Source organism: Actinokineospora spheciospongiae, from assembly GCF_003182415.1.
Taxonomy (GTDB): Bacteria; Actinomycetota; Actinomycetes; order Mycobacteriales; family Pseudonocardiaceae; genus Actinokineospora; species Actinokineospora spheciospongiae.
This window is the reverse complement of record NZ_QHCP01000009.1, coordinates 184,719-209,214: the sequence shown is the minus strand read 5'-3', so window position 1 is coordinate 209,214 and position 24,496 is coordinate 184,719. Positions and strand designations below refer to the sequence as shown.

Annotated in this window: 20 protein-coding genes; 10 read left to right on the top strand and 10 right to left on the bottom strand. The window is 74.1% G+C overall.

Features of this window, described 5'->3' with window-relative positions; genetic code table 11:
• Window positions 1-25: 25 nt before the first annotated feature.
• Both DFQ13_RS23305 and DFQ13_RS23300 read right to left on the bottom strand, forming a co-directional pair.
• Window positions 26-793: a maleylpyruvate isomerase family mycothiol-dependent enzyme gene (locus DFQ13_RS23305; protein WP_110081342.1), complete on the bottom strand. Its 768-nt coding sequence runs from the start codon at window positions 791-793 to the stop codon at window positions 26-28.
• Window positions 790-1,212 (bottom strand): SAV_6107 family HEPN domain-containing protein, encoded by a 423-nt coding sequence (locus tag DFQ13_RS23300; protein WP_035280338.1) that lies wholly within the window; start codon window positions 1,210-1,212, stop codon window positions 790-792. Before DFQ13_RS23300 ends, DFQ13_RS23305 begins: the two co-directional genes overlap by 4 nt.
• A 221-nt stretch (window positions 1,213-1,433) precedes the next feature.
• Here DFQ13_RS23300 and DFQ13_RS23295 point away from each other — a divergent pair, with 221 nt between their 5' ends.
• A complete protein-coding gene (locus DFQ13_RS23295; protein ID WP_035280341.1) occupies window positions 1,434-1,955 on the top strand; it encodes a YbaK/EbsC family protein in 522 nt (173 codons plus the stop codon).
• Complete coding sequence (locus tag DFQ13_RS23290) at window positions 1,952-2,521, top strand: GNAT family N-acetyltransferase (RefSeq protein WP_110081341.1); 570 nt, start codon at window positions 1,952-1,954, stop codon at window positions 2,519-2,521. Before DFQ13_RS23295 ends, DFQ13_RS23290 begins: the two co-directional genes overlap by 4 nt.
• Before the next feature lie 116 nt (window positions 2,522-2,637).
• Here the strand turns inward: DFQ13_RS23290 and DFQ13_RS23285 are convergent, their stop codons facing one another.
• Entirely contained in the window at window positions 2,638-4,311 is a 1,674-nt protein-coding gene (locus DFQ13_RS23285; protein WP_035280345.1) for a DUF885 domain-containing protein, read from the bottom strand.
• Between the two features lie 100 nt (window positions 4,312-4,411).
• Here DFQ13_RS23285 and DFQ13_RS23280 point away from each other — a divergent pair, with 100 nt between their 5' ends.
• On the top strand, window positions 4,412-5,107 hold the full coding sequence (locus DFQ13_RS23280) for an LppM family (lipo)protein (protein WP_052020908.1): 696 nt from the start codon (window positions 4,412-4,414) through the stop codon (window positions 5,105-5,107).
• A 9-nt stretch (window positions 5,108-5,116) separates the two neighbouring features.
• Here the strand turns inward: DFQ13_RS23280 and DFQ13_RS23275 are convergent, their stop codons facing one another.
• Window positions 5,117-6,001, bottom strand: a complete 885-nt coding sequence (locus DFQ13_RS23275) for a methylenetetrahydrofolate reductase (protein ID WP_035280348.1) — start codon at window positions 5,999-6,001, stop codon at window positions 5,117-5,119.
• A gap of 177 nt (window positions 6,002-6,178) precedes the next feature.
• On the opposite strand from DFQ13_RS23275, the gene DFQ13_RS23270 reads away from it, so the two are divergent.
• The 3 genes from DFQ13_RS23270 to DFQ13_RS23260 all read left to right on the top strand — a co-directional run bounded on the left by DFQ13_RS23270 (window position 6,179) and on the right by DFQ13_RS23260 (window position 10,269).
• Complete coding sequence (locus DFQ13_RS23270; protein ID WP_052020910.1) at window positions 6,179-7,267, top strand: polyprenyl synthetase family protein; 1,089 nt, start codon at window positions 6,179-6,181, stop codon at window positions 7,265-7,267.
• A gap of 2 nt (window positions 7,268-7,269) precedes the next feature.
• A complete protein-coding gene (gene crtI / locus DFQ13_RS23265; protein WP_110081340.1) occupies window positions 7,270-8,805 on the top strand; it encodes a phytoene desaturase family protein in 1,536 nt (511 codons plus the stop codon).
• Window positions 8,806-8,868: 63 nt separating this feature from the next.
• Window positions 8,869-10,269, top strand: a complete 1,401-nt coding sequence (locus DFQ13_RS23260) for a hypothetical protein (RefSeq protein ID WP_146241339.1) — start codon at window positions 8,869-8,871, stop codon at window positions 10,267-10,269.
• A 15-nt stretch (window positions 10,270-10,284) separates the two neighbouring features.
• Here DFQ13_RS23260 and DFQ13_RS23255 read toward each other — a convergent pair whose 3' ends face one another.
• Window positions 10,285-10,653 (bottom strand): Rv2175c family DNA-binding protein, encoded by a 369-nt coding sequence (locus DFQ13_RS23255; protein WP_181400122.1) that lies wholly within the window; start codon window positions 10,651-10,653, stop codon window positions 10,285-10,287.
• Window positions 10,654-10,832: 179 nt separating this feature from the next.
• Between DFQ13_RS23255 and DFQ13_RS23250 the strand changes: the two genes are divergently transcribed.
• Entirely contained in the window at window positions 10,833-13,100 is a 2,268-nt protein-coding gene (locus DFQ13_RS23250; RefSeq protein ID WP_407643197.1) for a Stk1 family PASTA domain-containing Ser/Thr kinase, read from the top strand.
• 484 nt (window positions 13,101-13,584) lie between these two features.
• Here the strand turns inward: DFQ13_RS23250 and DFQ13_RS23245 are convergent, their stop codons facing one another.
• Entirely contained in the window at window positions 13,585-14,973 is a 1,389-nt protein-coding gene (locus tag DFQ13_RS23245) for a class II 3-deoxy-7-phosphoheptulonate synthase (RefSeq protein ID WP_035278428.1), read from the bottom strand.
• Between the two features lie 142 nt (window positions 14,974-15,115).
• On the opposite strand from DFQ13_RS23245, the gene DFQ13_RS23240 reads away from it, so the two are divergent.
• Window positions 15,116-16,129 carry a DUF2891 domain-containing protein gene (locus tag DFQ13_RS23240; RefSeq protein ID WP_110081337.1) on the top strand — a complete coding sequence of 338 codons (1,014 nt, stop codon included), beginning with the start codon at window positions 15,116-15,118 and terminating at the stop codon, window positions 16,127-16,129.
• Here DFQ13_RS23240 and DFQ13_RS23235 read toward each other — a convergent pair whose 3' ends face one another.
• The 4 genes from DFQ13_RS23235 to DFQ13_RS23220 all read right to left on the bottom strand — a co-directional run bounded on the left by DFQ13_RS23235 (window position 16,130) and on the right by DFQ13_RS23220 (window position 21,369).
• Entirely contained in the window at window positions 16,130-18,745 is a 2,616-nt protein-coding gene (locus tag DFQ13_RS23235) for an NACHT domain-containing protein (protein WP_110081336.1), read from the bottom strand.
• Between the two features lie 34 nt (window positions 18,746-18,779).
• Entirely contained in the window at window positions 18,780-19,601 is an 822-nt protein-coding gene (locus DFQ13_RS23230) for a phosphotransferase (RefSeq protein WP_181400121.1), read from the bottom strand.
• A gap of 154 nt (window positions 19,602-19,755) precedes the next feature.
• A complete protein-coding gene (locus tag DFQ13_RS23225; protein ID WP_110081334.1) occupies window positions 19,756-20,250 on the bottom strand; it encodes a TspO/MBR family protein in 495 nt (164 codons plus the stop codon).
• Window positions 20,251-20,343: 93 nt separating this feature from the next.
• Complete coding sequence (locus DFQ13_RS23220; protein ID WP_110081333.1) at window positions 20,344-21,369, bottom strand: 6-phosphofructokinase; 1,026 nt, start codon at window positions 21,367-21,369, stop codon at window positions 20,344-20,346.
• A gap of 374 nt (window positions 21,370-21,743) precedes the next feature.
• On the opposite strand from DFQ13_RS23220, the gene DFQ13_RS23215 reads away from it, so the two are divergent.
• Both DFQ13_RS23215 and DFQ13_RS23210 read left to right on the top strand, forming a co-directional pair.
• The gene (locus DFQ13_RS23215; RefSeq protein ID WP_146241337.1) at window positions 21,744-22,871 is read left to right on the top strand and encodes a hypothetical protein; all 1,128 of its coding nucleotides are present in this window, start codon (window positions 21,744-21,746) and stop codon (window positions 22,869-22,871) included.
• 161 nt (window positions 22,872-23,032) lie between these two features.
• Window positions 23,033-24,454, top strand: coding sequence for a PepSY-associated TM helix domain-containing protein (locus tag DFQ13_RS23210; protein ID WP_052020561.1), 1,422 nt, complete (start codon window positions 23,033-23,035; stop codon window positions 24,452-24,454).
• The last annotated feature ends 42 nt before the right edge of the window (window positions 24,455-24,496 follow it).

Sequence of the window (24,496 nt, the reverse complement as noted above, 5' to 3'; positions counted from 1 at the left end):
CGGTTTTGGGGTGGGCGACCTGGTCCTAGCGGGTTGCCAGGCGCAGCAGGGCCCAGAGTTGGGCCACCGCGTCCATGTCGCCCTGGCGGTGCAGGCCCTGGTCGAAGACCGCTGAGCGGCCCCAGAGCCACAGGTAGAGCGCGGTGGGTTCGGCGGTGACCACGGCGTCGGCGGGCTTGGCGGCTTCGGGTGGGGCCGGGGCGGCGCAGGTTCGGTCCACGCCCATCTCGGCGAGCCAGGAGCGGCCCGCGGCGCGGACCACCACGGTGGCCGCCCGGGTGCCGACGACCCCCAGTTCGGCCAGGCGGCGGGTGAACCAGACGGTGAGCACCTCGTCGATGCCGTCGAGGGCCACCGGCTCGGGGATCGGGTCGTGGCCGCCGCCGTTGGCCGCGCTCTGCACGTCGACGCGGTGGACGGTGGACTCGTGGGCCATCCGGCGTCTCCAGAACAGGTAGTTGTGCTGGTCCGGGTGCCAGGTGGGGCAGGGTTCGCCGGGGGTGTGGGCGGCGAGTTCGCCGAGCAGCGCCCGCAGGCCGTCGCGCAGCCAGTCCTCGACCGCTTCGCCCTGGGCGGGTTCGCGGTCCCAGTTCACCGGGCGTTCCCCGGTGCGGACCCAGGTCAGGACCATCCGCTGGACGCTGCCCAGGTGGCGGGCGGTTTCGCCGACGGTCAGGCCGGGGCAGGCGGGTACCGGCCGGTCGTGGTCGGCCGCGGCGGCGGATGCCGCCAGCAGCAGGGTTTCGGTCTCCAGCACGTCGAGCAGTCGGTCCGCGTCGATCGGTTCCGTCATCGACCGGTGCCGTGCACGGCGCGGTGGACGAGGGCGACGAACTGCCGGGTCTGGCGGAACAGGTCGTCCGCGGCGCGCGGGCCGACCCGGTTGGTGATGCCCGCCTGGACCTCGGCCCGGGTGGCCGAGCAGGAGGCGAAGAACGCCGCCCACTCGCGGAACTCCGGGGCGACCGAGGAGGTCAGCGTCCACACGCTGGTCGGCTTGGCCCGGCCGCGGTGCGGGCGGCCGCGCACGGCCAGCAGCGCCGCGGCGGCGCGCAGCGCGCACAGGTAGGCGTCGGCGAAGCGGTGCGCCGGGTCGGTCTCGGCGGCCACCGCGAGCAGGCCCTGCTCGGCCTGCTTGAGCAGGGCGATCGCCGAGGGCGGGACGGGGGCGGGTGGGGTGGGCGTGACGGGGAAGTCCAGCGTGCTGGTCATCGTGGCCTCCTCGCGGTCGTGCCGACGGGGCGTGGCGCTGCGCCGAGGGGAGCCGGCGGTGTCCGGTGGTGAGGCGCTTCCCCCGCCCCACCACCGAACCGCCTCGAACACGTGTTCGAGTAAGACCAGGATAGCCCCTGGGTGCCGGTGCTTCAAGCGGATCACGGTGTGACCCGCCCACCGGTTGCCTGGCAGGTCACCCGGGGTGGTGGGATGGAGCGGTGAGCACACTCGAACACCCCGCGGTGGCGCGGGTGGTGGCCGCGCTGCGCGCGGCCGGGATGGACGCCGCCGCCGACGGGGTCCGCGTCCTGGACGACGAGGTCCGCACCGCCGCGCTCGCGGCGGCCGCGCTGGGCGTGCCGGTGGGGGCCATCGCCAACAGCCTGGTCTTCGCCGCCGCGCACGGCGGTGAGCGGCGGCCGCTGCTGGCGCTGACCTCCGGGGCGCACCGGGCCGACACCGCCCTGCTGGCCGGGCTGGTGGGTGCGGACTCCGTCGGCCGGGCCGACCCCGCGTTCGTGCGCGAGCACACCGGGCAGGCCATCGGCGGCGTCGCCCCGGTCGGGCACCCCGCGGCGCTGACCACCGTCGTCGACACCCACCTGCGGCGGTACCCGGTCGTCTGGGCTGCGGCGGGGCACGCCAAGTCGGTCTTCCCGACCACGTACGACGATCTGGTGACACTCACCGGGGGTGTGGCTGCGGATGTGTCCGGCCAGGAGGATGATCCCTCTTCGTGACCGCCGCCCCGTCCCCCCGTGTCGCCCGGTTCGTGGAGCTGTCCGCCGACGAGCTGCGCGGACGGCTGCGCGAGGCACTCGCGCTCTACGTCGCCGCCATGGACTACCCGAAGGGCACCGCCGAGCAGCGGGCGCCGATGTGGCTGGCGCACATGCTGCGCTCGGGCTGGCGCTGCGTGGCCGCCTTCGACGACGGCGGCGCCATGGCGGGCATCGCCTACGGCTACCTCGGCGCCCCCGGTCAGTGGTGGCACGAGCAGGTGCGCCGCGGGGTCACCGAGCGGCGCGGGGCGGAGGTCGCCGACTCCTGGTTGGACGACTACTTCGAACTGACCGAGCTGCACGTGCGGCCGGACAGCCAGGGGCAGGGCACCGGCGCGGAACTGGTGCGGCTGCTGGTGGCGGGGACGGGGAGCGCGCACGTGCTGCTGTCGACGCCGGAGGGGCCGTCGCGGGCGTGGCGGCTCTACCGGCGGCTCGCGTTCACGGACGTGCTGCGCAACTACCAGTTCGCCGGTGATCCGCGGCCGTTCGGGGTGCTGGGCAGGTCGCTCCCGATCGAGTGAACCTGGGCTTACTGGTGGCCGGGATTCCGGTGGTGCCCGGGTGGGTGGTTTCCTGGGTGGTCGGCGGCTGCGCCTACGGCGAGCGGCCCGCCCCCGGTGGGGGCGGGCCGCTCGGGTCACAGGGCGGCGAGGCGTTCGGTGAGGGTGTCCAGGCCCATCGCGCCCATCTCCAGGACTTCCTGGTGGAAGCGCTTGAGGTCGAACTCAGCACCCCGGCGGGCCTTCGCCTCGTCGCGGGCGCGCAGCCAGAGGCGTTCGCCGAGCTTGTAGGTGGGGGCCTGGCCCGGCCAGCCCAGGTAGCGGTCGATCTCGTCGTGGACGTGGGCGGGGTCGGTGATGGTGCGGGTGAGCATGAACTCCAGGCCCAGGTCCGGGGTCCAGCGCTCGCCCTCGTGGAAGCCGGTGCCGCGGGGGATCTCCAGCTTCAGGTGCATGCCGATGTCGACGACCACCCTGGCGGCGCGGAACAGGTGGGCGTCGAGCATCCCCAGCAGGTCGCCGTCATCGTCGAGGTAGCCGAACTCGCGCATGAGGCGTTCGGCGTAGAGGGCCCAGCCCTCGCCGTAGCCGGGGACCCAGGCCAGCAGGCGCTGGAACTTGTTCAGGCTCGCGGCCTGGTTGACCGCGGTGGCGATCTGCAGGTGGTGGCCGGGGGCGCCCTCGTGGTAAACGGTCGTGACCTCGCGCCAGGTGGAGAACTCGGTCCGGTCGGCGGGGACCGACCACCACATCCGGCCCGGCCGCGACCAGTCCTCGGTGGGGCCGTTGTAGTAGGCGCCGACCGGGCCGCCGGGTGGGCTGATCCGGCACTCCAACCGCATCAGCCGGTCCGGGATGTCGAAGTGCACGCCGCGCAGGTCCGACAGCGCCTGGTCGGACAGGCGCTGCATCCACTCCCGCAGCGCGTCCTGGCCGACGACCCGGTAGCGCGGGTCGGCGTCGAGGTGCGCGGCGGCCTCGGCGACCGTGGCACCGGGCTTGATCCGGTTCGCCACCTGTTTCATCTCGGTCTCGATCCGGGTGAACTCCGCCCAGCCCCACTCGTAGGCCTCGGCGAGGTCGATCCGGGCGCCGGTGTAGAGCCGCGACCACAGCCGGTAGCGCTCCTCCCCCACCGCGTCCTCGGTGGGTGCGGCGGCGGCCAGTTCGCCGGTGAGGAAGTCGGCCAGGTCCGCGTACGCCTGCTCGGCGGCGGCCACCCCGGCAGCCAGGTCGGGGCCCGCGTGCTCGCCCGCCCCCTCGGCGAGGGTGCTGAAGTACGACGGTGCGCCGGAACGGCCCGCCCAGCCCCGGCACTGCTCGGCGACCTTGGTGACCTGGCGCAGCGCGGCGACGTCACCGCGGGCGGCGGCGGCGCGCAGCGCGAGCCGGTAGCCCGCGAGGCACTCGGGGACGGCGGCGAGCCGGGTGGCGATGGTGGCCCAGTCCTCGGCGGAGTCGGTGGGCATCAGGTCGAAGACCTCGCGCACGTCCTGGGCCGGGCTGGAGATGACGTTGAGCTGCCAGTCGACGAGGCGGGCCCCGTGCAGTTCGGCGGTGAGGCCGACGCGTTCGGTGAACACCGCCTTCGCGTTGGCCGCGGCCGGGTCGTCGGCGTCGGCGGCCTCCATCTCGGCCAGCGCGGCGGTGGCCAGCGCGCCGAGCGCGGCGACCCCGTCCGGGGAGTAGTCGGGCAGCCGGTGGTCGTGGCCGGGCTGGCCCAGGTAGGTCGCGAGGATCGGGTCCAGCGCGGCCAGCGAGGCGACGTAGGAGTCACTGATCCGGTGCACGTCGTGTGAAGGGGACACCATGCGGCGAACGCTATCCGACCCGCCGCCCGGTGGCCGGGAGGTGGCCGCCGGGGTGGATGCCGGGGCGCGCGGGGGTGGACGGGTACGGCAGGATGGCCCGGTGCCGCACGCCACTTCCCCGTCCCGTGTCCGCCTGCGCAGGTGGGCGGCGCTGATCCCGTTGACCGTGGTGGCGGTGCTGGCGCTGTCGGGGTGCCTGCGGGTGCAGGCGGAGTTCGCGGTGTCGGAGGACGACACGGTCTCCGGTCAGCTCGTGGTGGCCTCGGTGGCGGGCAGGCAGGACGACACGGGCCCGCAGCTCACCGTCGCCCCGGAGCTCAAGGGCAAGGTGCGGACGCAGGTCTACACGCAGGACGGCTACGTCGGGCAGACGGTGCTGTTCCAGGACCTGACCTTCGCCGAGGTGTCCCTGCTGGGCGACACGATCACGGTGGGCAAGCAGTACCGGCTGACGTTCCGCCGGGCCGGGGACCTGGTGACGCTGGCCGGGTCGGTCGACCTGACCGAGGTGCCCGAGGACCGGGCGGACATCCAGCTCAAGATCACCTTCCCGGGCACGGTGGGCCGCACGAACGGCGTCAACGACAACGGCACCGTGAGCTGGAAGCCCAAGCCGGGGGCGGTGTCGGAGTTCAGCGCCACGGCGCAGTACAGCGACTCGTCCGGGGTGTCGTGGACGCAGTGGGTGGTGATGGTGGGCGCGGGCGGCGTGGCGGTGTCGATGATCGTGCTGGGGCTGGCGCTGTTCAGCCACCGCCGCACGCAGCGGCAGCTTGGCACCCCAGCCCAGACCTGAGCGGCCGGGTCAGGCGCGGGTGGGCACCAGTCCCAGTCGGCCGACCACCTCGCGGGTGGCCTTGGACTGGTTGAAGGTGTAGAAGTGCAGGTCGTTCACGCCCTCGGCGAGCAGGCGCTGGCAGGTCTCGGTGATCAGGTCGATGCCCTCGGCGCGGAAGGCCTTGGCGTCCTCGGCGAGCGGTTCCAGCCGGGCCGCGAAGTGCGGGGGCAGCGGCGCGCCGGACAGCTCGACGGTCTTGTAGAGCATCTTCGGCGTGGTCAGCGGCATGATGCCGGGCACGACGATCTTGTCGGTGCCGCGGGCGGCGACCCGGTCGCGCAGCCGCAGGAAGTCCTCCGGCTGGAAGAACAACTGGGCGATGGCGAAGTCCGCGCCCGCGGCGAACTTGCGCATCAGGTTGTCGGTGTCGGCGTCGAGGTCGGTGCAGCCGGGGTGGCCGTAGGGGAAGGCGGCCACGCCGACGCAGAAGTCGCCCAGCTCGCGGACGAGGGCGACCAGCTCGTCGGCGTAGTTGAGGCCGCCGGGGGTGGACACCCAGGGGCCGTTCGGGTCGCCGGGCGGGTCGCCGCGCAGGGCCAGGACGTTGCGGATGCCGTGGGCGGCGTACCAGCCGATGACGTTGCGCAGCTCGGCGACCGTGTGGTCGACGGCGGTCAGGTGCGCCATCGGGACCAGCGTGGTCTCGGTGGCCATCCGGCCGGTGGTGCGGATGGTGCGGTCGCGGCTGGAGCCGCCCGCGCCGTAGGTGACGGAGACGAAGGCGGGGTCCAAGCCCTCCAGTTCGCGGACCGCCTTCCACAGCCGCCGCTCGTCGGCCTCGTCCCTCGGGGGCATGAACTCCACCGAGAAGACCGGCCGGTCGGTGCGCAGCCGCTCCGTCACTGTCGTCATGCGCCAAGGGTAGCGACAGCGCGATCTTCCGGACAGACCTCCTCGGGGGCGCGCGCGCACGAAGCGGACGTCACATCGGGACCCCCCGGTCCGGCGGGACGCGGCCGGGCACCGCACGATAGGGGCGTGCAGGCGGCAGGCAGGACCCCGGTGATCCACGAGCCCATCGACCGGCCCATCGACGAGCCCATCGACGCGGCGGTGGCCGCGCACGTGGAGCGCGCGCTGGCCGACTACCTGGCGGTGCGGCACGCGGGCATGGCAGACCAGGCCCCGTCCTTCGGGTCGGCGGTGGCCTCGCTGGCCGACTTCGTGCTCGGCGGCGGCAAGCGGCTGCGGCCGACCTTCGCCTGGTGGGGGTGGCGCGGGGCGGGCGGCGCGGGCACCGGGGTGGAGGCCGAGGCGGTGCTGCGGGCGGTGAGCGCGCTGGAGCTGATCCAGGCGTGCGCGCTGGTCCACGACGACCTGATGGACGCCTCGGCGGTGCGGCGCGGCAAGCCGACGGTGCACGTGGAGTTCGCCGCCCGGCACCGCGAGCGCGGCTGGGCCGGTGCGCCGGAGCGGTTCGGCGCGGCCGCGGCGATCCTGCTCGGCGACCTGGCGCTGGCCTGGGCCGACGACATGTTCACCGGGGCCGGGCTGCCCGCGCACCGGCAGGTGGCGGCGCTGCCGCCGTGGCAGGCGATGCGCGCGGAGATGCTGGCCGGGCAGTACCTCGACGTGCTGACCCAGGCGACCGGTGACGAGTCCGGGGAGGCCGCGCTGAGCGTGGCGCGGATGAAGACCGCCGCCTACACCGTGGAGCGCCCGCTGCACCTCGGCGCCGCGCTGGCGGGCGCCCCGGAGCACGTGGTGGCCGGGCTGCGCGCCTTCGGCACCGACATCGGCGTGGCCTTCCAGTTGCGCGACGACCTGCTGGGCATGTTCGGCGACACCGAGGTCACCGGCAAGCCCGCCGGGGACGACCTGCGCGAGGGCAAGCGGACGCTGCTGATGTCCGCGGGCCTGCGCCGGGCGGTGGCCGCGGGCCGCGACGCCGACGCCGAGGCCATGCGGGCCGCCCTGGGCGACGACGCGCTCGACGCCGACGGGGTGGAACGCGTCCGCGGGCTGCTGCTGGACGTGGGCGCGGTCACCGAGGTGGAGACCAGGATGGCGGAGCTGACCGAGACCGCGCTGACCGCGTTGGAGGCCGTGGAGTTGGCCGACCCGGCGGGCCGGGTGCTGCGGGAGTTGGCCGTGACGGCGACCAGGAGGACCAGCTAGCCATGCGCGGGCGGCGAACGATCCCGGGGCGGACCGACCACGTGGTGGTGGTCGGGGCGGGCCTGTCCGGCCTGTCGGCCGCGCTGCACCTGGCCTCAGCCGGGCGCTCGGTCACGGTGCTGGAGGCGGCGGACGGCCCCGGCGGGCGGGCCCGCCGCGACCGGCTGGGCGGGTACACCGTCGACACCGGGGCCACCGTGCTGACCATGCCGGAGCTGGTGGACGAGGCGCTGGCCGCGGTGGGCACCTCGCTGGCCGCCGAGGTGGACCTGGTGGAGCTGGACCCGGCCTACCGGGCGCACTTCGCCGACGGCAGCACGATCGCGGTGCACACCGACGGCGCCGCGATGGAGGAGGAGGTCCGCCGGGTCGCCGGGCCCGCCGAGGCCGACGGCTACCGGCGGCTGCGGGCGTGGCTGACCCGGATGCACCAGGTGCAGCGCGACCGGTTCATCGGCGCCAACTTCGACTCCCCGTTCGACCTGGTCGGCCTGGACCTGGTGCGGTTGGCCGCGCTGGGCGGCTTCGGGCGGCTGGGTCCGGCGGTGGGGCGCTTCCTGTCCGACGAGCGGCTGCGCAGGCTGTTCACGTTCCAGTCCCTCTACGCCGGGGTGCCGCCCAGCCGGGCGCTGGCGGCGTACGCGGTGATCGCCTACATGGACACCGTGGCGGGCGTGTACTTCCCGCGCGGCGGGGTCGGCGCGGTGGCCGAGGCGATGGCCGCCGCCGCGGGCCGGGCCGGGGTGGCGTTCCGCTACGGCACCGGCGCGGCCTGGCTGGAGCGCGTCGGCGGCCGGGTGGGCGCGGTCCGCACGACCGCCGGTGAGCGCGTGCCGTGCGACGCGGTGGTGGTCACCACCGACCTGCCGGTGGCCTACCGGCTGCTCGGGGTGGCGCCACGCAGGCCGCTGCCGCTGCGGCACTCGCCGTCGGCGGTGGTCCTGCACACCGGGGTGACCCGGTCGTGGGACATGCTCGACCACCACACGATCCTCTTCGGCGGCGCCTGGGAGCGGACGTTCGAGGAGATCACCCGGCGCGGGGAGCTGATGGGCGACCCGTCGCTGCTGGTGACCCGCCCGACCGCGACCGACCCGGCGATGGCGCCCGAGGGCAGGCAGCAGGTGTCGGTGCTGGCGCCGTGCCCGAACCTGCGGGTGGGCCCGGTCGACTGGGACCGGATCGGCCCGATCTACCGCGACGAGCTGGTGGCCACGCTCCAAGCGCGCGGCCTGACCGGGTTCGGCGACGCGGTGGAGGTGCAGCGGCTGGTGACGCCCGCGGACTGGGCGGCGGCCGGGCTGGCCGAGGGCACGCCGTTCTCGCTGGCGCACACGTTCACCCAGACCGGTCCGTTCCGGCCGCGCAACCTGGTGCCGGGGGTGGAGAACGTGGTGCTGGCGGGCAGCGGCACCACCCCGGGGGTGGGCATCCCGCCGGTGTTGATCTCCGGACGACTGGCCGCGCAGCGGGTGGTGGGTAGGCTCCCGGTCGTCGGGCGCGCGGGCGGTCGAGGTGAATCCGTGAGCGGATTGTGAGGCCCGCGGCGGCCTTCGGTGGATAATCCCCGCAAGGGACGGGCAGCAGCAGGGGGTGACCGGTTGTCGAGGCGTGCAGTCGCGGTCTGGGCGGTCTCGGCGGCGGTCGTCGCCTCGGCGTGCTCTCCCGGGGTGAGCGGGACGCCGGTGGCCGCGACCATCGAGCCGCCGACGGCCACCGAGTCGGTGCGCCAGTCGCTGACCGACCTCGGTGAGGCGGCGGTGCTGCGCTACCAGGGCACCATGCAGGCCGCGGGCAACCACAAGGCCACCTTCGACATCACCGCCGCGGGCAGCGGCGAGATGACCGGCACGCTCGGCCTCGACGGGAAGTCGGCGACCGTGCTGGTGGTCGACCGGTCCACCTTCCTCAGGGCCGCGGCCGACTTCTGGGCCACGCTGCCCGGGATCGCCGACGGGCCGAGCAAGGGCGCGGCGGTGGCCGACCGGTGGGTGAAGGTCCCGGCCGGGCTGATCGGCGTGGAACTGGCCGACGTGTTCACCCCGCAGACCCTCGGGCAGAACCTCGCCGAGGGCGTGGAGACCGCGGGCGACCGGCCGCTGACCGACGGCGCCCGGACCAAGGTCGGCGACGTCGAGGTGGTGCGGTCGAAGACCGGCCGGGGCGCGGTGAGCACCACCGCGAAGGCGCCGTACGGGGTGGTCAAGGTCGAACTGGACAAGGCCGGTGACTCCGACTCCACCAGCGTGCGCGACCTGGTCGCCACGGTGACCGACGGGTCGGCGGGGGTGGCGAAGTTCTACCAGGACTTCGCCGCGGCGGCCCAACAGGTCACCGCCCCGGTGGACGTGCTGACCACGGTCCAGGAGAGTTCGCACAGCTTCGAGGGGTGCGGGGCGCAGAGCTGCTCGATCGTCGTGCGGTTCACCAACAACAGCAAGCTCGCGGTGAAGGTGTCGGTGCGCGGCACCTGGCAGGGCGACGGCGCGGCGCTGGGCGCGTGCGACGCGGTGACCGGCCCGGTGGCCCCCGGCCAGGGCGGCGGGGCGACCTGCACGCTGGCCACCCCGGAGTGGGTGGGCTTCTTCCAGCGGGCGAACTCGGTGCCGGGCAACCACCCGTACAGCGTGCAGTGGTCCACCCTGGTGCTGGCCGACCCGCCGGACCTGAGCAAGGTCGGCGCGCGGGCCGCGGCCGCGCCCGCCGACCCGCGGGTGCGCAAGACCGAGGGCAGCAACTTCGTCTACTCGATCGGCTACGCCGAGGGCGGCCGGGAGGTCGTCTGGAAGTACGGGGCGGTCGCCACGAAGTTCTGGGCCGAGCACGCCGAGCAGCAGCTCCTGGTGTGCCTGGGCACCACGGGCAAGGTGTGCCTGTCGCGGCTGGTCACCGCGACCGACGACGCGGCGGCGGCGCAGGGCCTGGTCCAGCAGCTCGTCGACGGCTACCGGAGCACCGCCAAGGCGTGCCCGGCGGGCCAGTGGGTCGGCTGCGCGGGCTGACGGCGCGGGCCGGGATCAGAAGGCGAGGGCCTGGGCCCGGCGCTTGACCTCCCGGCCGCGGTTGTCCCGCAGCGCCTGGATCGGGCTGCCGGGCAGCGACTCGTCCTCGGTGAACAGCCAGCGCAGCGACTCGTCGGAGTCGTAGCCGGAGTCGTGCAGCACGGTGATGGTGCTGGTCAGGTGCTTGACCACGCCGGTCTCGTCGAGGAAGGCGGCGGGCACCATCAGCACGCCCCTGCGGCGCACCGCGATCAGGTGCCGGTCGCGCAGGGCCTGGTGGACGCGGGTGATCGGCAGGTCGAGGGCTTCGGCGACGTCGGGCAGGGGCAGCAGCTCCACCTCGGCGCCGAGCGCGTCGGCGGAGGCCGCGGGAATCGAACTCACGGGCGCAACGATGCCACACGGCCGCGGCGGCCCGCCGTTGGTCACAGATTCGCGGGCCTGGGCACGCGCCGCCGCGCCCGTCCGTACGATCGGTTCCCGTGGAGGACAAGGGGCCGGGAGTGATCGGTTCGCTGCTGGAGCAGCGCTACCGCGTGGACGCGCTGCTCGCGCGCGGGGGCATGTCCGCGGTCTACCGCGGCCTGGACACCCGGCTGGACCGCCCGGTGGCGATCAAGGTGATGGACCCGCGGTTCGCCGCCGACCCGGCGTTCGTCGAGCGGTTCGAGCGCGAGGCCCGGTCCGCCGCCAAGATCCACCACCCGAACGTGGTGGCCGTGCACGACCAGGGCCTCGACGGCGACAACGTCTACCTGGTGATGGAGCTGGTCACCGGCGCCACCCTGCGCGACCTGCTGGCCGAGCGCGGCGCGCTGCCCGCGCCGCTGGCCGTGGCGATCATGGAGCCGGTGCTGTCCGCGCTGGGCGCGGCGCACCGGGCGGGCCTGATCCACCGGGACGTGAAGCCGGAGAACGTGCTGATCGGCACCGGCGGGGTGGTCAAGGTCGCCGACTTCGGCCTGGTCCGGGCGATCTCCAGCGTGGGCACCACCAAGAGCAGCGTCATCCTCGGCACGGTGTCCTACCTGTCCCCCGAGCAGGTCACGACCGGGGCGGCGACCGCGCGCGGCGACGTGTACTCGGCGGGCATCGTGCTCTACGAGACCCTGACCGGCAACGCCCCGTACCGGGGGGACAACGCGCTGTCGGTGGCCTACCGGCACGTCAACGACGACGTGCCGCCGCCGAGCGCGACCGTGGCGGGCATCCCGCCGATGCTCGACGACCTGGTGGTGCGCTGCACCCGGCGCGAGGCGGGGGCGCGACCGGCGGACGGCGCGGCGTTCCTGATGGAGTTGCAGCACGTGCGCACGGCGCTGAACCTGCCCAGGATGCGGGTGCCGGTCCCGACGCCGATGCCGGACGAGACGATCGCGGTGCCGGACGTGGGCACCACCTCCGGGGTGCTGCCGGTGCCGCCGCGCGGGGCGCCCCCCGAGGTGCACGACGGGCAGGACGTGCTGGAGACGGCCGTGGTGGCGCACGCACCCGGGAGCACAGCGGCGCACGCACCCGGGAGCCCGGTGGCGCCCGTGCCCGGGAGCCCGGTGGCGCCCGTGCCCGGGGGCATGGCGGCACAGGCACCCGGCGGCGCGGTGAACACGCCCGGGCACGGGGTGGCGAGCGCGCCCGGGGGGACCCCGGTCCAGGACCTGGACCCGGAGGCGACGGTGCGGGTGCGGCCGGTGGAGTCACCGGTGGCGAGCGCGCAGGCGATGACCCCGGGGCAGTCGGCGACCGTGGTGCGGCACGTGCCGAACGGGTTCAGCGCGGCGGGCCCGCAGGGGACCCGGGCGATGCTGCGCTCGGACCTGGAGAAGGTCGTCGAGCACGCCCGGCAGTACCCGCCGGTGGAGTACCCGCCGAGCGGGCCGCAGCCGTTGCCGTACGCCACCGGCCACCCGCCGACCGGACCGCAGGCGGTTCCCCGGGCGCCCGTGCGCAAGCGGCCGAGGTGGCTGGTCCCGTCGATCGTCGGCGTGGTCGTGCTGGCGCTGGTGGCGACCGGGATCTGGTGGTTCTCCGACGGCCGCTACTCCGAGGTGCCGTCGCTGGTGGGGCAGCAGACCGCGGCGGCGGAGCAGGCGGTGCGCGACGCCGGGCTGACCCCGAAGATCGTCACCGTCCGGGACAACCGGGTGGCCGCGGGCCAGGTGATCAGCACGGACCCGGGGGCGGGGGCGCAGGCGCTGCGCGGCGACCAGGTGGAGCTGACGGTGTCGGCGGGCCGCCCGGTGGTGCCGGACGTGCCCGCCGGGTCGACCCCGGAGGCGGCCGAGGCGGCGCTGCGCGACGCCGAGCTGCAACCGCAGCGAGACGACGGCAAGAACGTCTACGACGACAAGGCCCCCAAGGGCACCCTGGTGCGCCTGGAACCCGCCTCGGGCACCGAGGTGGACCTCGGCCAGCGGGTGGTGCTGGTGCTGAGCCGGGGTCCGCAGCCCAAGCAGGTCCCGGACGTGCGCGGCAAGACCCGCGACGAGGCCTTCCAGGCGCTGACCTCGGCGGGCTTCCAACCCTTCGACGGCCCCGCCGAGTTCAACGGCGACGTGGACAGCGGCCGGGTGATCCGCACCGACCCGGGCCCCGGCACGCAGGTCGAGGCGGACGGGAACAAGCGGGTGTCGGTGGTGGTGTCGAACGCGGTCACCGTCCCGGACCTGAACCAGAAGACGGTCGACGAGGCCACCGCGCTCCTGCGGCCGCTGGGGTTGACCCTGGCGCTGCGCTTCCCGGCGGGCGGTGGCGGGCGGATCTTCACCCAGGAGCCGAACGCGGGCGCGAAGGTCCAGGCGGGCACGACCATCACGGTCTTCGCCTTCGGCTGACGGATCGCGGCGGTGCCCGGCATGGCGCGACGGTGCTCAGCCGTGCTCTGGGTTCAAGCGCCGGTCGTTTGTGGGTGTGCCCGGCTGGGTGGATGTGTTTGGCCGAGGCCCCTATGGCGATCATGTGCTCCAGTGCGTCAGGTGGGGCTGAAAAGATGCCCCACCGCCCAGGCAGGCTGTCACATGATCGCCACCCCCGGCCAAACACATCCACCCACCCGGGCAGTCCGCTCGCCAGGCCGGCGGTTCCCGGGGCGGTCGGCTGGCCGAGCGCATCCGCCCACCGGGCAGTTGCTCGCCGGGCCGGGGTTCTTGGGGTGGTCGGCCTGCGTTCAGGACATCCACCCGCCGGGCAGTTGCTCGCCGGGCAGGCGGTTCGATGGGGGGGTGATCGGCTTGCGGACGGGGCCTGGGCAGAGTGACAACGGCAGCGGCGCCCTCCCGGGTCCGGGAGGGCGCCGCTGCCGTTGTCGTCGTGCGGGTCCTACGAGCGGAGCATCTCCGCGACCAGGAAGGCCAGTTCCAGCGACTGCTGGGTGTTGAGCCGGGGGTCGCAGGCGGTCTCGTAGCGGCCGGAGAGGTCGGCGTCGGAGATTTCCTGGGCGCCGCCGAGGCACTCGGTGACGTCTTCGCCGGTCAGTTCGACGTGGATGCCGCCGGGGTGGGTGCCCAGGCGGCGGTGGACCTCGAAGAAGCCCTGGACCTCGTCGACGATGCGGTCGAAGTGGCGGGTCTTGTAGCCGGTGGAGGACTCGTGGGTGTTGCCGTGCATCGGGTCGCACTGCCAGATGACCTTGTGCCCGGAGGCCTCGACCTTCTCCACGATGGCCGGGAGGACGTCGCGGACCTTGCCGTTGCCCATCCGGGAAATCAGCGTGAGGCGGCCGTGCTCGTTGCGCGGGTCGAGCCGCTCGACGTACTCGACGGCCATCTCGGGGGTGGTCGTCGGGCCGATCTTGAGGCCGATCGGGTTGGACAGCAGCTCGGCGAAGGCGATGTGCGCGCCGTCGAGCTGGCGGGTGCGCTCGCCGATCCACAGGAAGTGCGAGGACAGGTTGTACAGCCGCGGTTCGGGGCCGTTGGTGTCCAGGCGCAGCAGGGCGCGCTCGTAATCGAGCAGCAGCGCCTCGTGGCTGGCGAAGAACTCCACCGTGTGCAGGGAGCTGTCCTCGACGCCGCAGGCCTGCATGAACCGCAGGCCGCGGTCGATCTCGGTGGCCAGGGCCTCGTAGCGCTCACCGGCGGGCGAGTTCTTGACGAAGTCGCGGTTCCAGTCGTGCACCTTGGTCAGGTCGGCCATGCCCGCGCCGGTGAGGGCGCGGAGCAGGTTCATCGCCGCGCCCGCGTTCGCGTAGGCGCGCAGCATCCGGCCCGGGTCCGGCACGCGGGCCTCGGGGGTGGCGATGAGCGAGTTGACGATGTCGCCGCGGTAGACCGGGAGGCCGAGCGCGTCGGTCTTGGCCGAGCGCGGCTTGGCGTACTGGCCCGCGATCCGGCCGACCTTGACCACCGGCAGGCTCGCGCCGTAGGTGAGCACGACGGCCATCTGCAGCAGGGTGCGGATGTTGCCGCGGATGTGCGGCTCGGTGTTGTCGACGAAGGTCTCGGCGCAGTCGCCGCCCTGCAGCAGGAAGGCCTCGCCCCTGGCGACCTCGGCCAACCGGCCCTGGAGCTTGTCGATCTCGGCGGGGACGGTGATCGGGGGGACGCTCTCGAGCAGGGTGCGCACCTTGCGCACGTGTTCGGCGTCGGGCCACTCCGGCTGCTGGGCCGCCGGGCGGGAGAGGGCGTCGTCGAGTCGGGTACGCAGCTCAGGAGGCAGCGGTGGCAGCTCGGGCAGCGTTTCCACCGGCACATCCACGGTCCAGTTCACCCTCCAAGACTAAGAGGTGCGCGTAACCGGTCCGAAACCGGGACACCTGTTCCACACTGTGAGCTGTTGCACACCGCGAGCCGGGCGTTCGACCGGGAACACCCGACAACCACATGCACATTGCATAGGGCAGGATGCGCCGATGACCGAACTGGACGCCCCGACCGCCGACCGATTGCTGGCCACCGCGGTGGCCAACCTGAGGCGCGATTACCCGGTGCACTGGATTCACCTGGTGCACTCCCCGGCCGACCTGGTGCCGCAGCGCGCCCGCCACCCCGTCTTCGCGGGGTCGTTCGACTGGCACTCCTGCGTGCACCAGACCTGGCTGACCGTCCGCCTGCTGCGCCTGTTCCCCGACTTACCCGGCGCGGCAGCCGCCCGCGCCACCCTCGACGAGCTGATCACCGCCGACGGGGTGCGCACCGAGGCCGAGTTCTTCACCTCCCCCGAGGGCGCCTCCTGGGAGCGGCCGTACGGCTGGGCCTGGCTGCTGGTGCTCGACTCCGAGCTGCGCACCTGGCCCGACGGCGCCCGGTGGGCGCGGCTGCTGCGGCCGCTGGTGTCGGTGGTGCGCGACCGGTGGTCGCGGTGGCTGGCGACGGCCCGGCGCCCGGTGCGGGTGGGCACGCACACCAACACCGCCTTCGCCATGGGCCTGACCCTCGACGCCGCCCGCGCGGTCGGCGACACCGCGCTCGCCTCGGCCTGCACCACCGCCGCGCACCGCTTCCACCTGCTCGACAGCGACTACGGCGGCTTCGAGCCCGACGCCGCCGACTTCCTGTCCCCGTCCCTGGTCGAGGCCGACCTGATGCGCCGGGTGCTGCCCGGCCCGGAGTTCGCCACCTGGCTGGACGACTTCTTCACCGACCTCACCCAGGCCCGCTGGGACGTGCTGCGCAACCCGGTGGAGGTGGACGAACCGGCCGACCCGCACGGCTCGCACCTGGCGGGCCTGGCGCTGTCGCGGGCCTGGTGCTGGGGCGGCATCGCCTCGGCGCTGCCACCCGGACACCGCTACACCGAGCTGGCGCGGGCGGCGGAGAAGGCGCACCGGGACGTGGGGTGGCAGTACGTCTTCGGCCACGGCTACGCCGCCGAGCACTGGCTGGGCACCTTCGCCGCCTACCTCGACGTCGGCGCGCTCACCTGATCAGCCGGGCAGCAGCCCCCGCAGCGGGTTGCCCGGCGCCCGGCGCCGACGCAGGACCGCGAGCACGGCGGCGACCACCGGGACCAGGGCGCAGGCACCGAGCGCGAACCACGGCCCGGCGGCGGCCGCCCCCAGCACCAGCGCACCCGTGAAGGCGGCCAGGTACGCGACCGCGCCGCGCTCCCACGTCCACACCGCCGCCACCTCGACGAGCGAGGCGGCCACCACCGCCCCGAGCAGCGCGTACCCGGCCGGGGTGGTGCGGCCGCCGAGCAGCGCCACCCCGCCCGCGGCCTGCCCGAGGGTCAGCACCGCCATGACCGCCAGCAGCACCCGGTGCGCGGCGCTGCCGCGGAACCGGCGCCGCGGCCGGTCGTCCCGCCCGGGCGGCTCGGCCACGGCGGGCCAGTCCGACTCGGTGACGGGCCGGGGCGCCGCGCGCAGCCTGCGCACCAGGTCGAGCCGCACGGCCCGGTCCAGCCCGAGGTGGACCCGCGTCGGCACCGGCCCCAGCCCGCTCGCACCGCGCTGCACGGCGGCGTCGAAGGCCGCGGCGCCCGGTGCGCGCGCCACGGCCGCGCGGACCTCCTCGCCGAACGGGAAGACCAGCAGGGCCACACCGATCCGGTTGTCGACCCGCCCGTCGGGTACGTCGTCGGCTTCCGCGCACAGCTCCACCACCCGCGCGGCGACGGCGGACCCGCCGAACGGCTCCCAGACCCAGCCGTACGGTCGCGCGGGCGCCGACCCGGTGAGCGCCGCCTCGACCTCGGGGTCGGCCAGCAGACCGGCCAGCCGCCACGCGGCCAGGAACCGGACCGGCCCCTCGGAGTCCAGCAGCGGCACCAGGGCGACCGCCGCGGCCGGGGCGCCGGTGGCGGCGAGGGCGTCGACGACCGGGGTCGGGTCGGGGCGGTCGAGCCGGGCCGCGAGGGCGGGCACGGCCACCTCGCCCATGCTCGCCAGCGCCGCCGCCGCCGGTGCGGCGTCGAGGTGGTTGGCCAGCACCGCCGCGGCCCGCGGCAGGCCGGTGGCGGCGAGGGCGCGGTGCGCGGCGGGCACCCCGGCCTGCACGGCGGAGATGAGGAACGCCAGCACCACCTGCCCGCGCGGCCGGGGGTCGGCGGCGACCAGCCCGAACGCGCGCACGGTCCCGGGGTCGTCGCCGAGCACGGCGCGGGCATGGTCGGTGACCCGGTCGGCCACGGCGGTGTCGAGGACCCTGACCTCGGCCAGGCACTCGAAGGCCAGCAGCGGGTCCACCTCGGACACCGCCGCCACCACCGGCCCGGTCTGGGTGGGGACGAGGCCGCACCACAGCCGCACCACCTCCCGCCAGGTGTCCGGGTCGGCGCGGTAGTGCGCCAGCAGGCCGTCCGGGTCGGTGCGGGCGGACACCGCCACCAGGTACTCCTGCACGCCGACGTGCGGGAAGGCGAACCCGCCCGGCACCCGCGGCAGCAGCCCGTCGCGGTCGGCGAGCTCGTCGAGCACCGCCGCGGGCAGCCCGAGCGCGGTCACCGCGCCGAGCGCCGCGGCGTGGTCGACGGTGCGCCGCTCGGACCGGCCCCCGGCGCGCATGACCTCCAGCGCGAGTCCGGTGAGGACAGTGCGCTTCGCCGTCGCGGCGGACCGGTCGCCCCCGTCGTCGAGCAGGGCGGTGACGGCGCGCTCGTGGCACTCCACGCGCGAGCGCGGCGGGGCGGTCTCCACGTCGCCCTTCGCCGCGTGCAGGTACGCGATCATGCCGAGCAGCAGCGGGTTCCTGGCCAGCCGCAGGGCGCCCGGCTGCTCGCGCAGCGCGGCCAGCAGCCGTCCGGCGGCGGCCGGGTCGTCCTCGGCCAGGTGGTGCCGGACGCGGCGGTCGTCCAGTTCGCCGATGTGGAGGGTCGTGTCGAACTCCGGGGCCAGCGCGCTGTCGTGGACCGCGGTGCGGCAGGTGACCACGACCCGGCAGCTCGGGTGGCGCACGGCGAACGACCGCAGCGCCAGGCAGACGCGCCCGCGCTCGGTCGAGGCGACCTCGTCGAGGCCGTCGAACAGGGCGGTCAGGCCGCCGGTGGCCAGGGCGCGCCGGACGAACCCGCCCGCCCCCGGGAACCCGTCCTCGCCGAACCGGTCGACCAGGTGCTCCTCCAGCGGGCGCGCGTCCCCGGCGACCCGGTGCAGCTCCACCAGGACCGGCACCCGCTCGCGCCGCCACCGCGGGTCGAGCGCCCAGGTCAGCAGGCACTGGCGCAGCAGCGCGGACTTCCCGGTGCCGGGCCCGCCCAGGACCACCGCCCGGTCGAGGTCACCGAGCCGCACCGGGTGCGCGGCCTCGGTCGGGTCGGCGGGTTCGCGGTGCAGCGGGACGCGGATCGTGGCGGTGTCGGGGCCCGGGCGGCGGCCCAGGCCGGGCAGGCGGGCGTGGCGCTCGGCGACCCGGTCGCGGTAGGACCGCAGCGACCGGGTCCACACCGGGCGGGTGCCCGCCAGCGCCGCGCCGACCCGGCGGCCGAGCGCGCCGAGCAGGGCGGGGAGCCACCGCCTGCCGCCCTCCCACAGCACGAGGAGGGCGACGGCGGCCAGCAGGTGCGTCCAGGCGCCGAGGCGGCCCAGGGTCTCGGGGTTCATCGTGCCCCAGTCAAGCGCGCCGGGGCCCGCGCCGCTATGCCCCTGTGGCGTACTCCAGCAGAGCGCCGACCGGCAGCCCGCGGCGCAGTTGCCCGACCGCGACGACCGGGGCCAGCGCCCGCGCCCAGGCGTCGAGGCGCCCGGCGTCGAGGCTGCTCACCGCGGCGAGGGCGGCCACCCTGGCCGGGTGGTCCGGGCCTGCCAGCACGAAGTCGACCGCGTCGAACTCGGGTTCGCCGAGGCAGGCCTTGGGGTCGAGCACGACCGGGCCGCGCGGACCGGCGTCGAGCAGGTTGTCCACGTGCAGGTCGCCGTGCAGCAGGACGGGCGCGCCCTGGGTGGTGACCAGCTCGGCGCAGCGGTCCCGCGCGGTGACCAGGTGCGCGGCGGTGACCGGGCCGGTGGGGGTGAACCGGGGCAGGAACTCGCCGGTCCACCCGCCCAGGTCGCGGCGGGCGATCGCGGCCGGGTCGGCGACGGCGGCGTGCAGGTCGCGCAGCAGGGCGCCGAACGCGGCGGGCTCCGGCCAGGTGTTGGTGCCGCGGACGTGCTCCAGCAGCACCGCGCCCTCGTCCGGGTCGGCGGCCAGCACCGCGGGCACCCGGCCGCTGGGGGCGAACGCCCGCAGCACCTCGACCTGCTCGGCGGCGAAGACCAGGTCCGGCGACACCTTCAGCACCGCGGGTTCACCGGCCCGGGTGACGCGCAGGGTGACCGCGGACGCGCCGTCGGGGAAGACGTCGCCGAGGGTGAGGTCCCAGGCCGCGGCGAGCCGGGCCAGCCGCGCGGGCAGCGCGGCCGTCCAGGACAGGACTCCCTCGCCGAAGCGCTTGCGCATCCGTTCCGCGACGTCCACCGGGCCTCCCCCGTCCGTCCACCGATGCTGACCGGGGCAGTCCACCACACCGCTCCGCTCGGCGCGCGCGCTATTGGGTGTCCTGCTCGAGGCCCCGGTCATTTCGTTGTGGGTGCCCGGCCGGGGCTGCGGTTCTTGGGTGGCTGGTGGCTGCCTAGTTCAGGACGGCCAGCGAGGCGTTGAGCAGCGAGGCGAACAGAATCCAGCCGAGGTAGGGGACCAGCAGCCACGCCGCGACCGGGCGCACGGCCCTGGCCCGGACGATCGTCCAGACGACGGCGGCGTCGAGCGCGAGGATGATCGCGAACGCGGGCCAGAGCAGTTCCAGCCCGAAGAACGCGGGTGTCCAGAGCAGGTTGAGCACGAGCTGCACCGACCAGGCGAGCAGGGCGGGCTTGGCGCGGCGCAGCCAGAGCAGCCAGCCGGAGGCGGCGATCATGCCGTACAGCACCGTCCACACCGGACCGAACAGCCAGTTGGGCGGGTTGAACGGCGGCTTCTCGGCGGTGGCGTACCAGCCGTCGACGTTGCCCAGGGTCGCCAGCGAGCCCAGGCCCGCGACGGCGTAGCAGAGCACGAGGAACCCGAGGAGCACCAGCCAGTCGCGGCCGGTGGTGGTGCGCGGGGAACCGGAGGAGAACGTGGTCATGCCCCCAGTGCACAGCACCGGGGGCCGACCCGCACCTCGAAACTCAGCACGCTGAACAATTCGGCGGCCCGGCACCCGGGCGGCCCACCGGGCTCAGCCGAAGAACACCTCCGCCTCGGCGTAGCGCTCCACCGGGACCGTCTTCAGCTCGGCGGTGGCCTCGGCCAGCTTGACCCGGACGATGTCGGTGCCGCGCAGCGCCACCATCACCCCGAAGTCGCGGTCGGCCACCGCGTCGACCGCGTGCAGGCCGAACCGGGTGGCCAGCACCCGGTCGTAGGCGGTGGGCACGCCGCCGCGCTGGGTGTGCCCGAGGACCACCGCGCGCGACTCCTCGCCGGTCCGCTCGGCGATCTCCTCGGCCAGCCAGGTGCCGATCCCGCCGAGCCGGACGTGCCCGAAGGCGTCCTTCTCCCCGGTCAGCAGCACCTCGTCGCCGCCCTCGGGCAACGCGCCCTCGGCCACCACGATGATCGGGGCGTACTCGCGCTCGAACCGGCGCCGCACCCACTCGATCACCTTGTCCACGCTGAAGTGCCGCTCCGGGACCAGGATGACGTTCGCGCCGCCCGCCAGCCCGGAGTGCAGCGCGATCCAGCCCGCGTGCCTGCCCATCACCTCCACCACCAGCGCCCGGTGGTGCGACTCGGCGGTGGTGCGCAGCCGGTCGATGGCCTCGGTGGCGATGTGCACGGCGGTGTCGAAGCCGAAGGTGTAGTCGGTGGCGTTGAGGTCGTTGTCGATGGTCTTGGGCACGCCGACCACGCCGATGCCGTCGTCGGTGAGCCGCTTGGCCACCCCGAGGGTGTCCTCGCCGCCGATGGCGATGAGCGCGTCCACCCCCTGCTCGGCGAGCACGGCGCGAATCCGGTCGACCCCGCCCTCGACCTGGTAGGGGTTGGTACGCGAGGAGCCGAGGATGGTGCCGCCCCTGGTCAGGATGTCCTCGACGTCGTCGAGGGTGATCGGGCGGGACCGGCCCTCCAGCGGACCCTGCCACCCGTCGCGGAAGCCCACCACCTCCCAGCCCAGGGTCTCCACACCCTTGCGGACCACGGCCCGGATCACCGCGTTGAGCCCGGGGCAGTCGCCACCGCCGGTGAGTACGCCGACTCGCATGGGCAGCCCATCCTTCCGCCGTCGTGGCAGTGATCGGCGTCACCGCCCCTCCCGGTCACCCTGCCAGGGACTGAATCGGTGTAGCAACCGCTGGGCCACCCGCCCGGCGGCCGCTGAGCCGAACGTGTCCGTGCTCGCAGCGTTATGGAACGGCTCGGGCAAATACATCCGCAAGTGCGTGAAATAGTTTTCGGACGCACATTGGTACATGCCGGTACTCGCGGTACTCGTTCGTACCCCACAACAACCTCGCACGGCCGTTTTATCAGCCTGACCAGATCTTTGACGAGTTTCCACCGCCCTCCTTGTGTGACACGGGGATTACTCTGTAATTTTCGAAAAAGTAAGGGTTATTCCGGGGAAAGGAGACTCTGGTGCGCCAGAGAAAATTCGGGCGACGGAAGGGCGCGCTGGCGGTGCTGGCCGCCGTCGCGGTCGGCGCGTCACTCATCGTCGCCTCGGGCAGCGCAGGCGCGGGCCAGGCCGCCCCCGCCGCCGCGCCCAAGGCGTTCACCGCGCTGGGCTCCAACGGCCAGCCGCTGGCCAAGGAGGTCAACTCGCCCACGAAGGTCCTGGGCGTGAAGACCGCGGCGGACGGCACGAAGACCACCACCGTCAAGATCGGTCCGATCAGCCTGGCACCGATGCCCGAGGACGGCGACGACCACGAGCACCCCGGCACCGCCGGTGACGTGGGCACCATGCACGGCCCGGACGACCCGATGGGCCACCACGGGGCGATGACCCGCAGCCTGGCGATCATGCTGCCGCCGTGCAACAACTGCTACATCCGGGGCATCAAGCCGGACATGAAGTTCCCGGACGGCAGCAACGCCAACTACGACTCCGACGTCATGCTGCACCACACGGTGTTCTTCGACCGCTCCCGGTCGGACGTCACCTGCCCCGGCGGCTGGCCGGGCATGGCCGGTCGGCGCATCTTCGCCTCCGGCAACGAGCGCACCGGCGGCACCCTGCCCGAGGGCTACGGCGTGAAGCTCGGCTTCCTGCCGCTGACCTACATGATGATCGAGCTGATGAGCATGTCGCACCAGCAGAAGGACGTCATCATCACGGTCGACCTCGAGACCGTCCCGGACAACACCCCGGGCATGAAGGAGGCCACCCCGGTCTGGCTGGACGCGGACAACTGCGGCCTGTCCGAGCACGCGGTCCCCGAGGGTCCCTCCACCACCACCTGGGACTGGAAGTCGACGATCAAGGGCACCTTCGTCGGCGCGGGCGGCCACCAGCACGACGGCGGTGAAAGCATCACCCTGAGCAACGCCACCACCAACCAGCAGATCTGCACCTCGACCGCGGGCTACGACAACGACCCCTCCTACCTCGGCCACATCGACACGATGAGCAAGTGCCTGGGGGAGAACCTGGGTCGGGTCGAAAAGGGCGAGACGCTGCACCTCGACAGCATCTACCACACCCACATGGCCGACGACCACGCCATGTCGATCATGGTCGCGTTCGTCGACGAGAAGGCCTGATCCCCGGTCCGCGAGCACTGAGCACCACGCACCGAGCACCACCTGACCGTCCCTGACGGTCACCGTCCCACGGCCCGGCGGCCCGCCACACCCGCCGCCGGGCCGTCCTTTCGGCTCATCAGGGCCCTTCGGCTCAACTCTCCACGAGAAAGGGTCCGGCGATGACCCGTGCGCGCTCCACGCGGACCGCGGTCCTCCTGCTCTCCCGCAGAGTGCACTACCTCGCGGGTCTGGCCATCGCCCCCTTCCTGTTCCTCCTGGCGCTCACCGGCCTCTGCTACGCCTGCGCCCCCCAGCTCAGCGACACCCTGTACGCGAACCAACTGTTCGTCCACGACGCCTCCCGCGAACCCGTCCCGGTGAGCACCCAGGTGCGCGCGGCGCTGGCCGCGCACCCGCAGGACTCGGTCCGGCAGGTGACCGTCTTCGAGGACCCCGAGCGCACCACGCAGGTGGTCCTGGCCGACCCCGGCATCCCGGAGCCCCGGGCGCTGGCGGTGCACGTGGACCCGTACACGGCGGTCGTCACCGGCGACTACCCCACCGTCGACGGCCGCGCCCCGGTCCAGGCGTGGCTGGGGCAGTTGCACACCAACCTGCACCTGGGCGAACCCGGCAGGCTGTACGCCGAGTTCGCCGTGAGCTGGCTGCCCGCGGTGATGCTGTTCGGCGTCCTGCTGTGGGCGCTGGGCCCCAAGAAGCGCAGGCAGCGGTTGAAGGCCACCAACCCCAAGATCCGCATCCGCGCCTGGCACGGGCTGCTGGGCGTGGTGGTCGTGGTCGGCCTGCTGGTCATCAACTTCTCCGGCCTGACCCGGACCATGACCGCGGGCGAGCGCGTCCAGACCGCCCTGGGCACCAAGCCGGGAGCGGTGGTCCACCAGGACGTCGTCCCCGGCTCCCCGGGCCCCGTGGACCTCGACACCATCGTGCGCGTCGCCCACGACTCCGGTCTCACCGGCGACCTGACCCTCACCCCGCCGCGCGCCTACGACGAACCGTTCAAAGTGGCCGAATCCTCGCCAGGGCTCCCCATGCGCAAGGGCGTCGTCCTCATCGACCAGTACCGGGGCGTGGCGGTGGGGGTCCAGCACTTCGCGGACTACTCACTCGCCGGTCAGCTTCGGCTCCTGGCGGTGGCCGCCCACCACGGTCTGCTGTTCGGGGTGGCCAACCAGCTGCTGCTGATCTTCCTGGCGCTGGCGATCCTGGCCGTGCTGGCCATGGGCTACCGGATGTGGCGCCAGCGCAAGCCCGCCCCCGCGCCACCGCGGGCGCTGGCGAAGCTGCCCAGGCACGTCCTGGTGCCGCTGGTGCTGGTGTGCGCCCTGCTGGGGTGGCTGCTGCCGGTCTTCGGCGTCACCCTGGTCGCGTTCCTCCTGTGGGACGCGCTGCGGGAAGCGGGGCGCAAGAGCCGCACCCACAAGCCCAAGCGCAGGAGAGCGGCCCACGCGCTGCCGAAGGGGCAGCGGAGCAGCCCCTCCCTGCCCGTGGTCACCGGAACCCGCCGCCGTACCCCGGCAACGCCGCACCCGGAACGCCAGGACAAGAAGCAGGACCGCCGGGTGAGCACACCCGCGTGAGAGGACGCCGGGGGCTTCGGCACGGGAAGAGCGCTCCCGGGA

What these genes read in the sequence shown, in the direction of transcription:
- crtI (WP_110081340.1), top strand. Translation starts at nt 7,270, where the DNA reads ATGCGCGGGCGGCGAACGATCCCGGGGCGGACCGACCACGTGGTGGTG.
- DFQ13_RS23275 (WP_035280348.1), bottom strand. Translation starts at nt 6,001, where the DNA reads ATGACGACAGTGACGGAGCGGCTGCGCACCGACCGGCCGGTCTTCTCG.
- DFQ13_RS23220 (WP_110081333.1), bottom strand. Translation starts at nt 21,369, where the DNA reads ATGCGAGTCGGCGTACTCACCGGCGGTGGCGACTGCCCCGGGCTCAAC.
- DFQ13_RS23285 (WP_035280345.1), bottom strand. Translation starts at nt 4,311, where the DNA reads ATGGTGTCCCCTTCACACGACGTGCACCGGATCAGTGACTCCTACGTC.
- DFQ13_RS23235 (WP_110081336.1), bottom strand. Translation starts at nt 18,745, where the DNA reads ATGAACCCCGAGACCCTGGGCCGCCTCGGCGCCTGGACGCACCTGCTG.
- DFQ13_RS23305 (WP_110081342.1), bottom strand. Translation starts at nt 793, where the DNA reads ATGACGGAACCGATCGACGCGGACCGACTGCTCGACGTGCTGGAGACC.
- DFQ13_RS23210 (WP_052020561.1), top strand. Translation starts at nt 23,033, where the DNA reads ATGACCCGTGCGCGCTCCACGCGGACCGCGGTCCTCCTGCTCTCCCGC.
- DFQ13_RS23225 (WP_110081334.1), bottom strand. Translation starts at nt 20,250, where the DNA reads ATGACCACGTTCTCCTCCGGTTCCCCGCGCACCACCACCGGCCGCGAC.
- DFQ13_RS23250 (WP_407643197.1), top strand. Translation starts at nt 10,833, where the DNA reads ATGTCCGCGGTCTACCGCGGCCTGGACACCCGGCTGGACCGCCCGGTG.
- DFQ13_RS23300 (WP_035280338.1), bottom strand. Translation starts at nt 1,212, where the DNA reads ATGACCAGCACGCTGGACTTCCCCGTCACGCCCACCCCACCCGCCCCC.
- DFQ13_RS23240 (WP_110081337.1), top strand. Translation starts at nt 15,116, where the DNA reads ATGACCGAACTGGACGCCCCGACCGCCGACCGATTGCTGGCCACCGCG.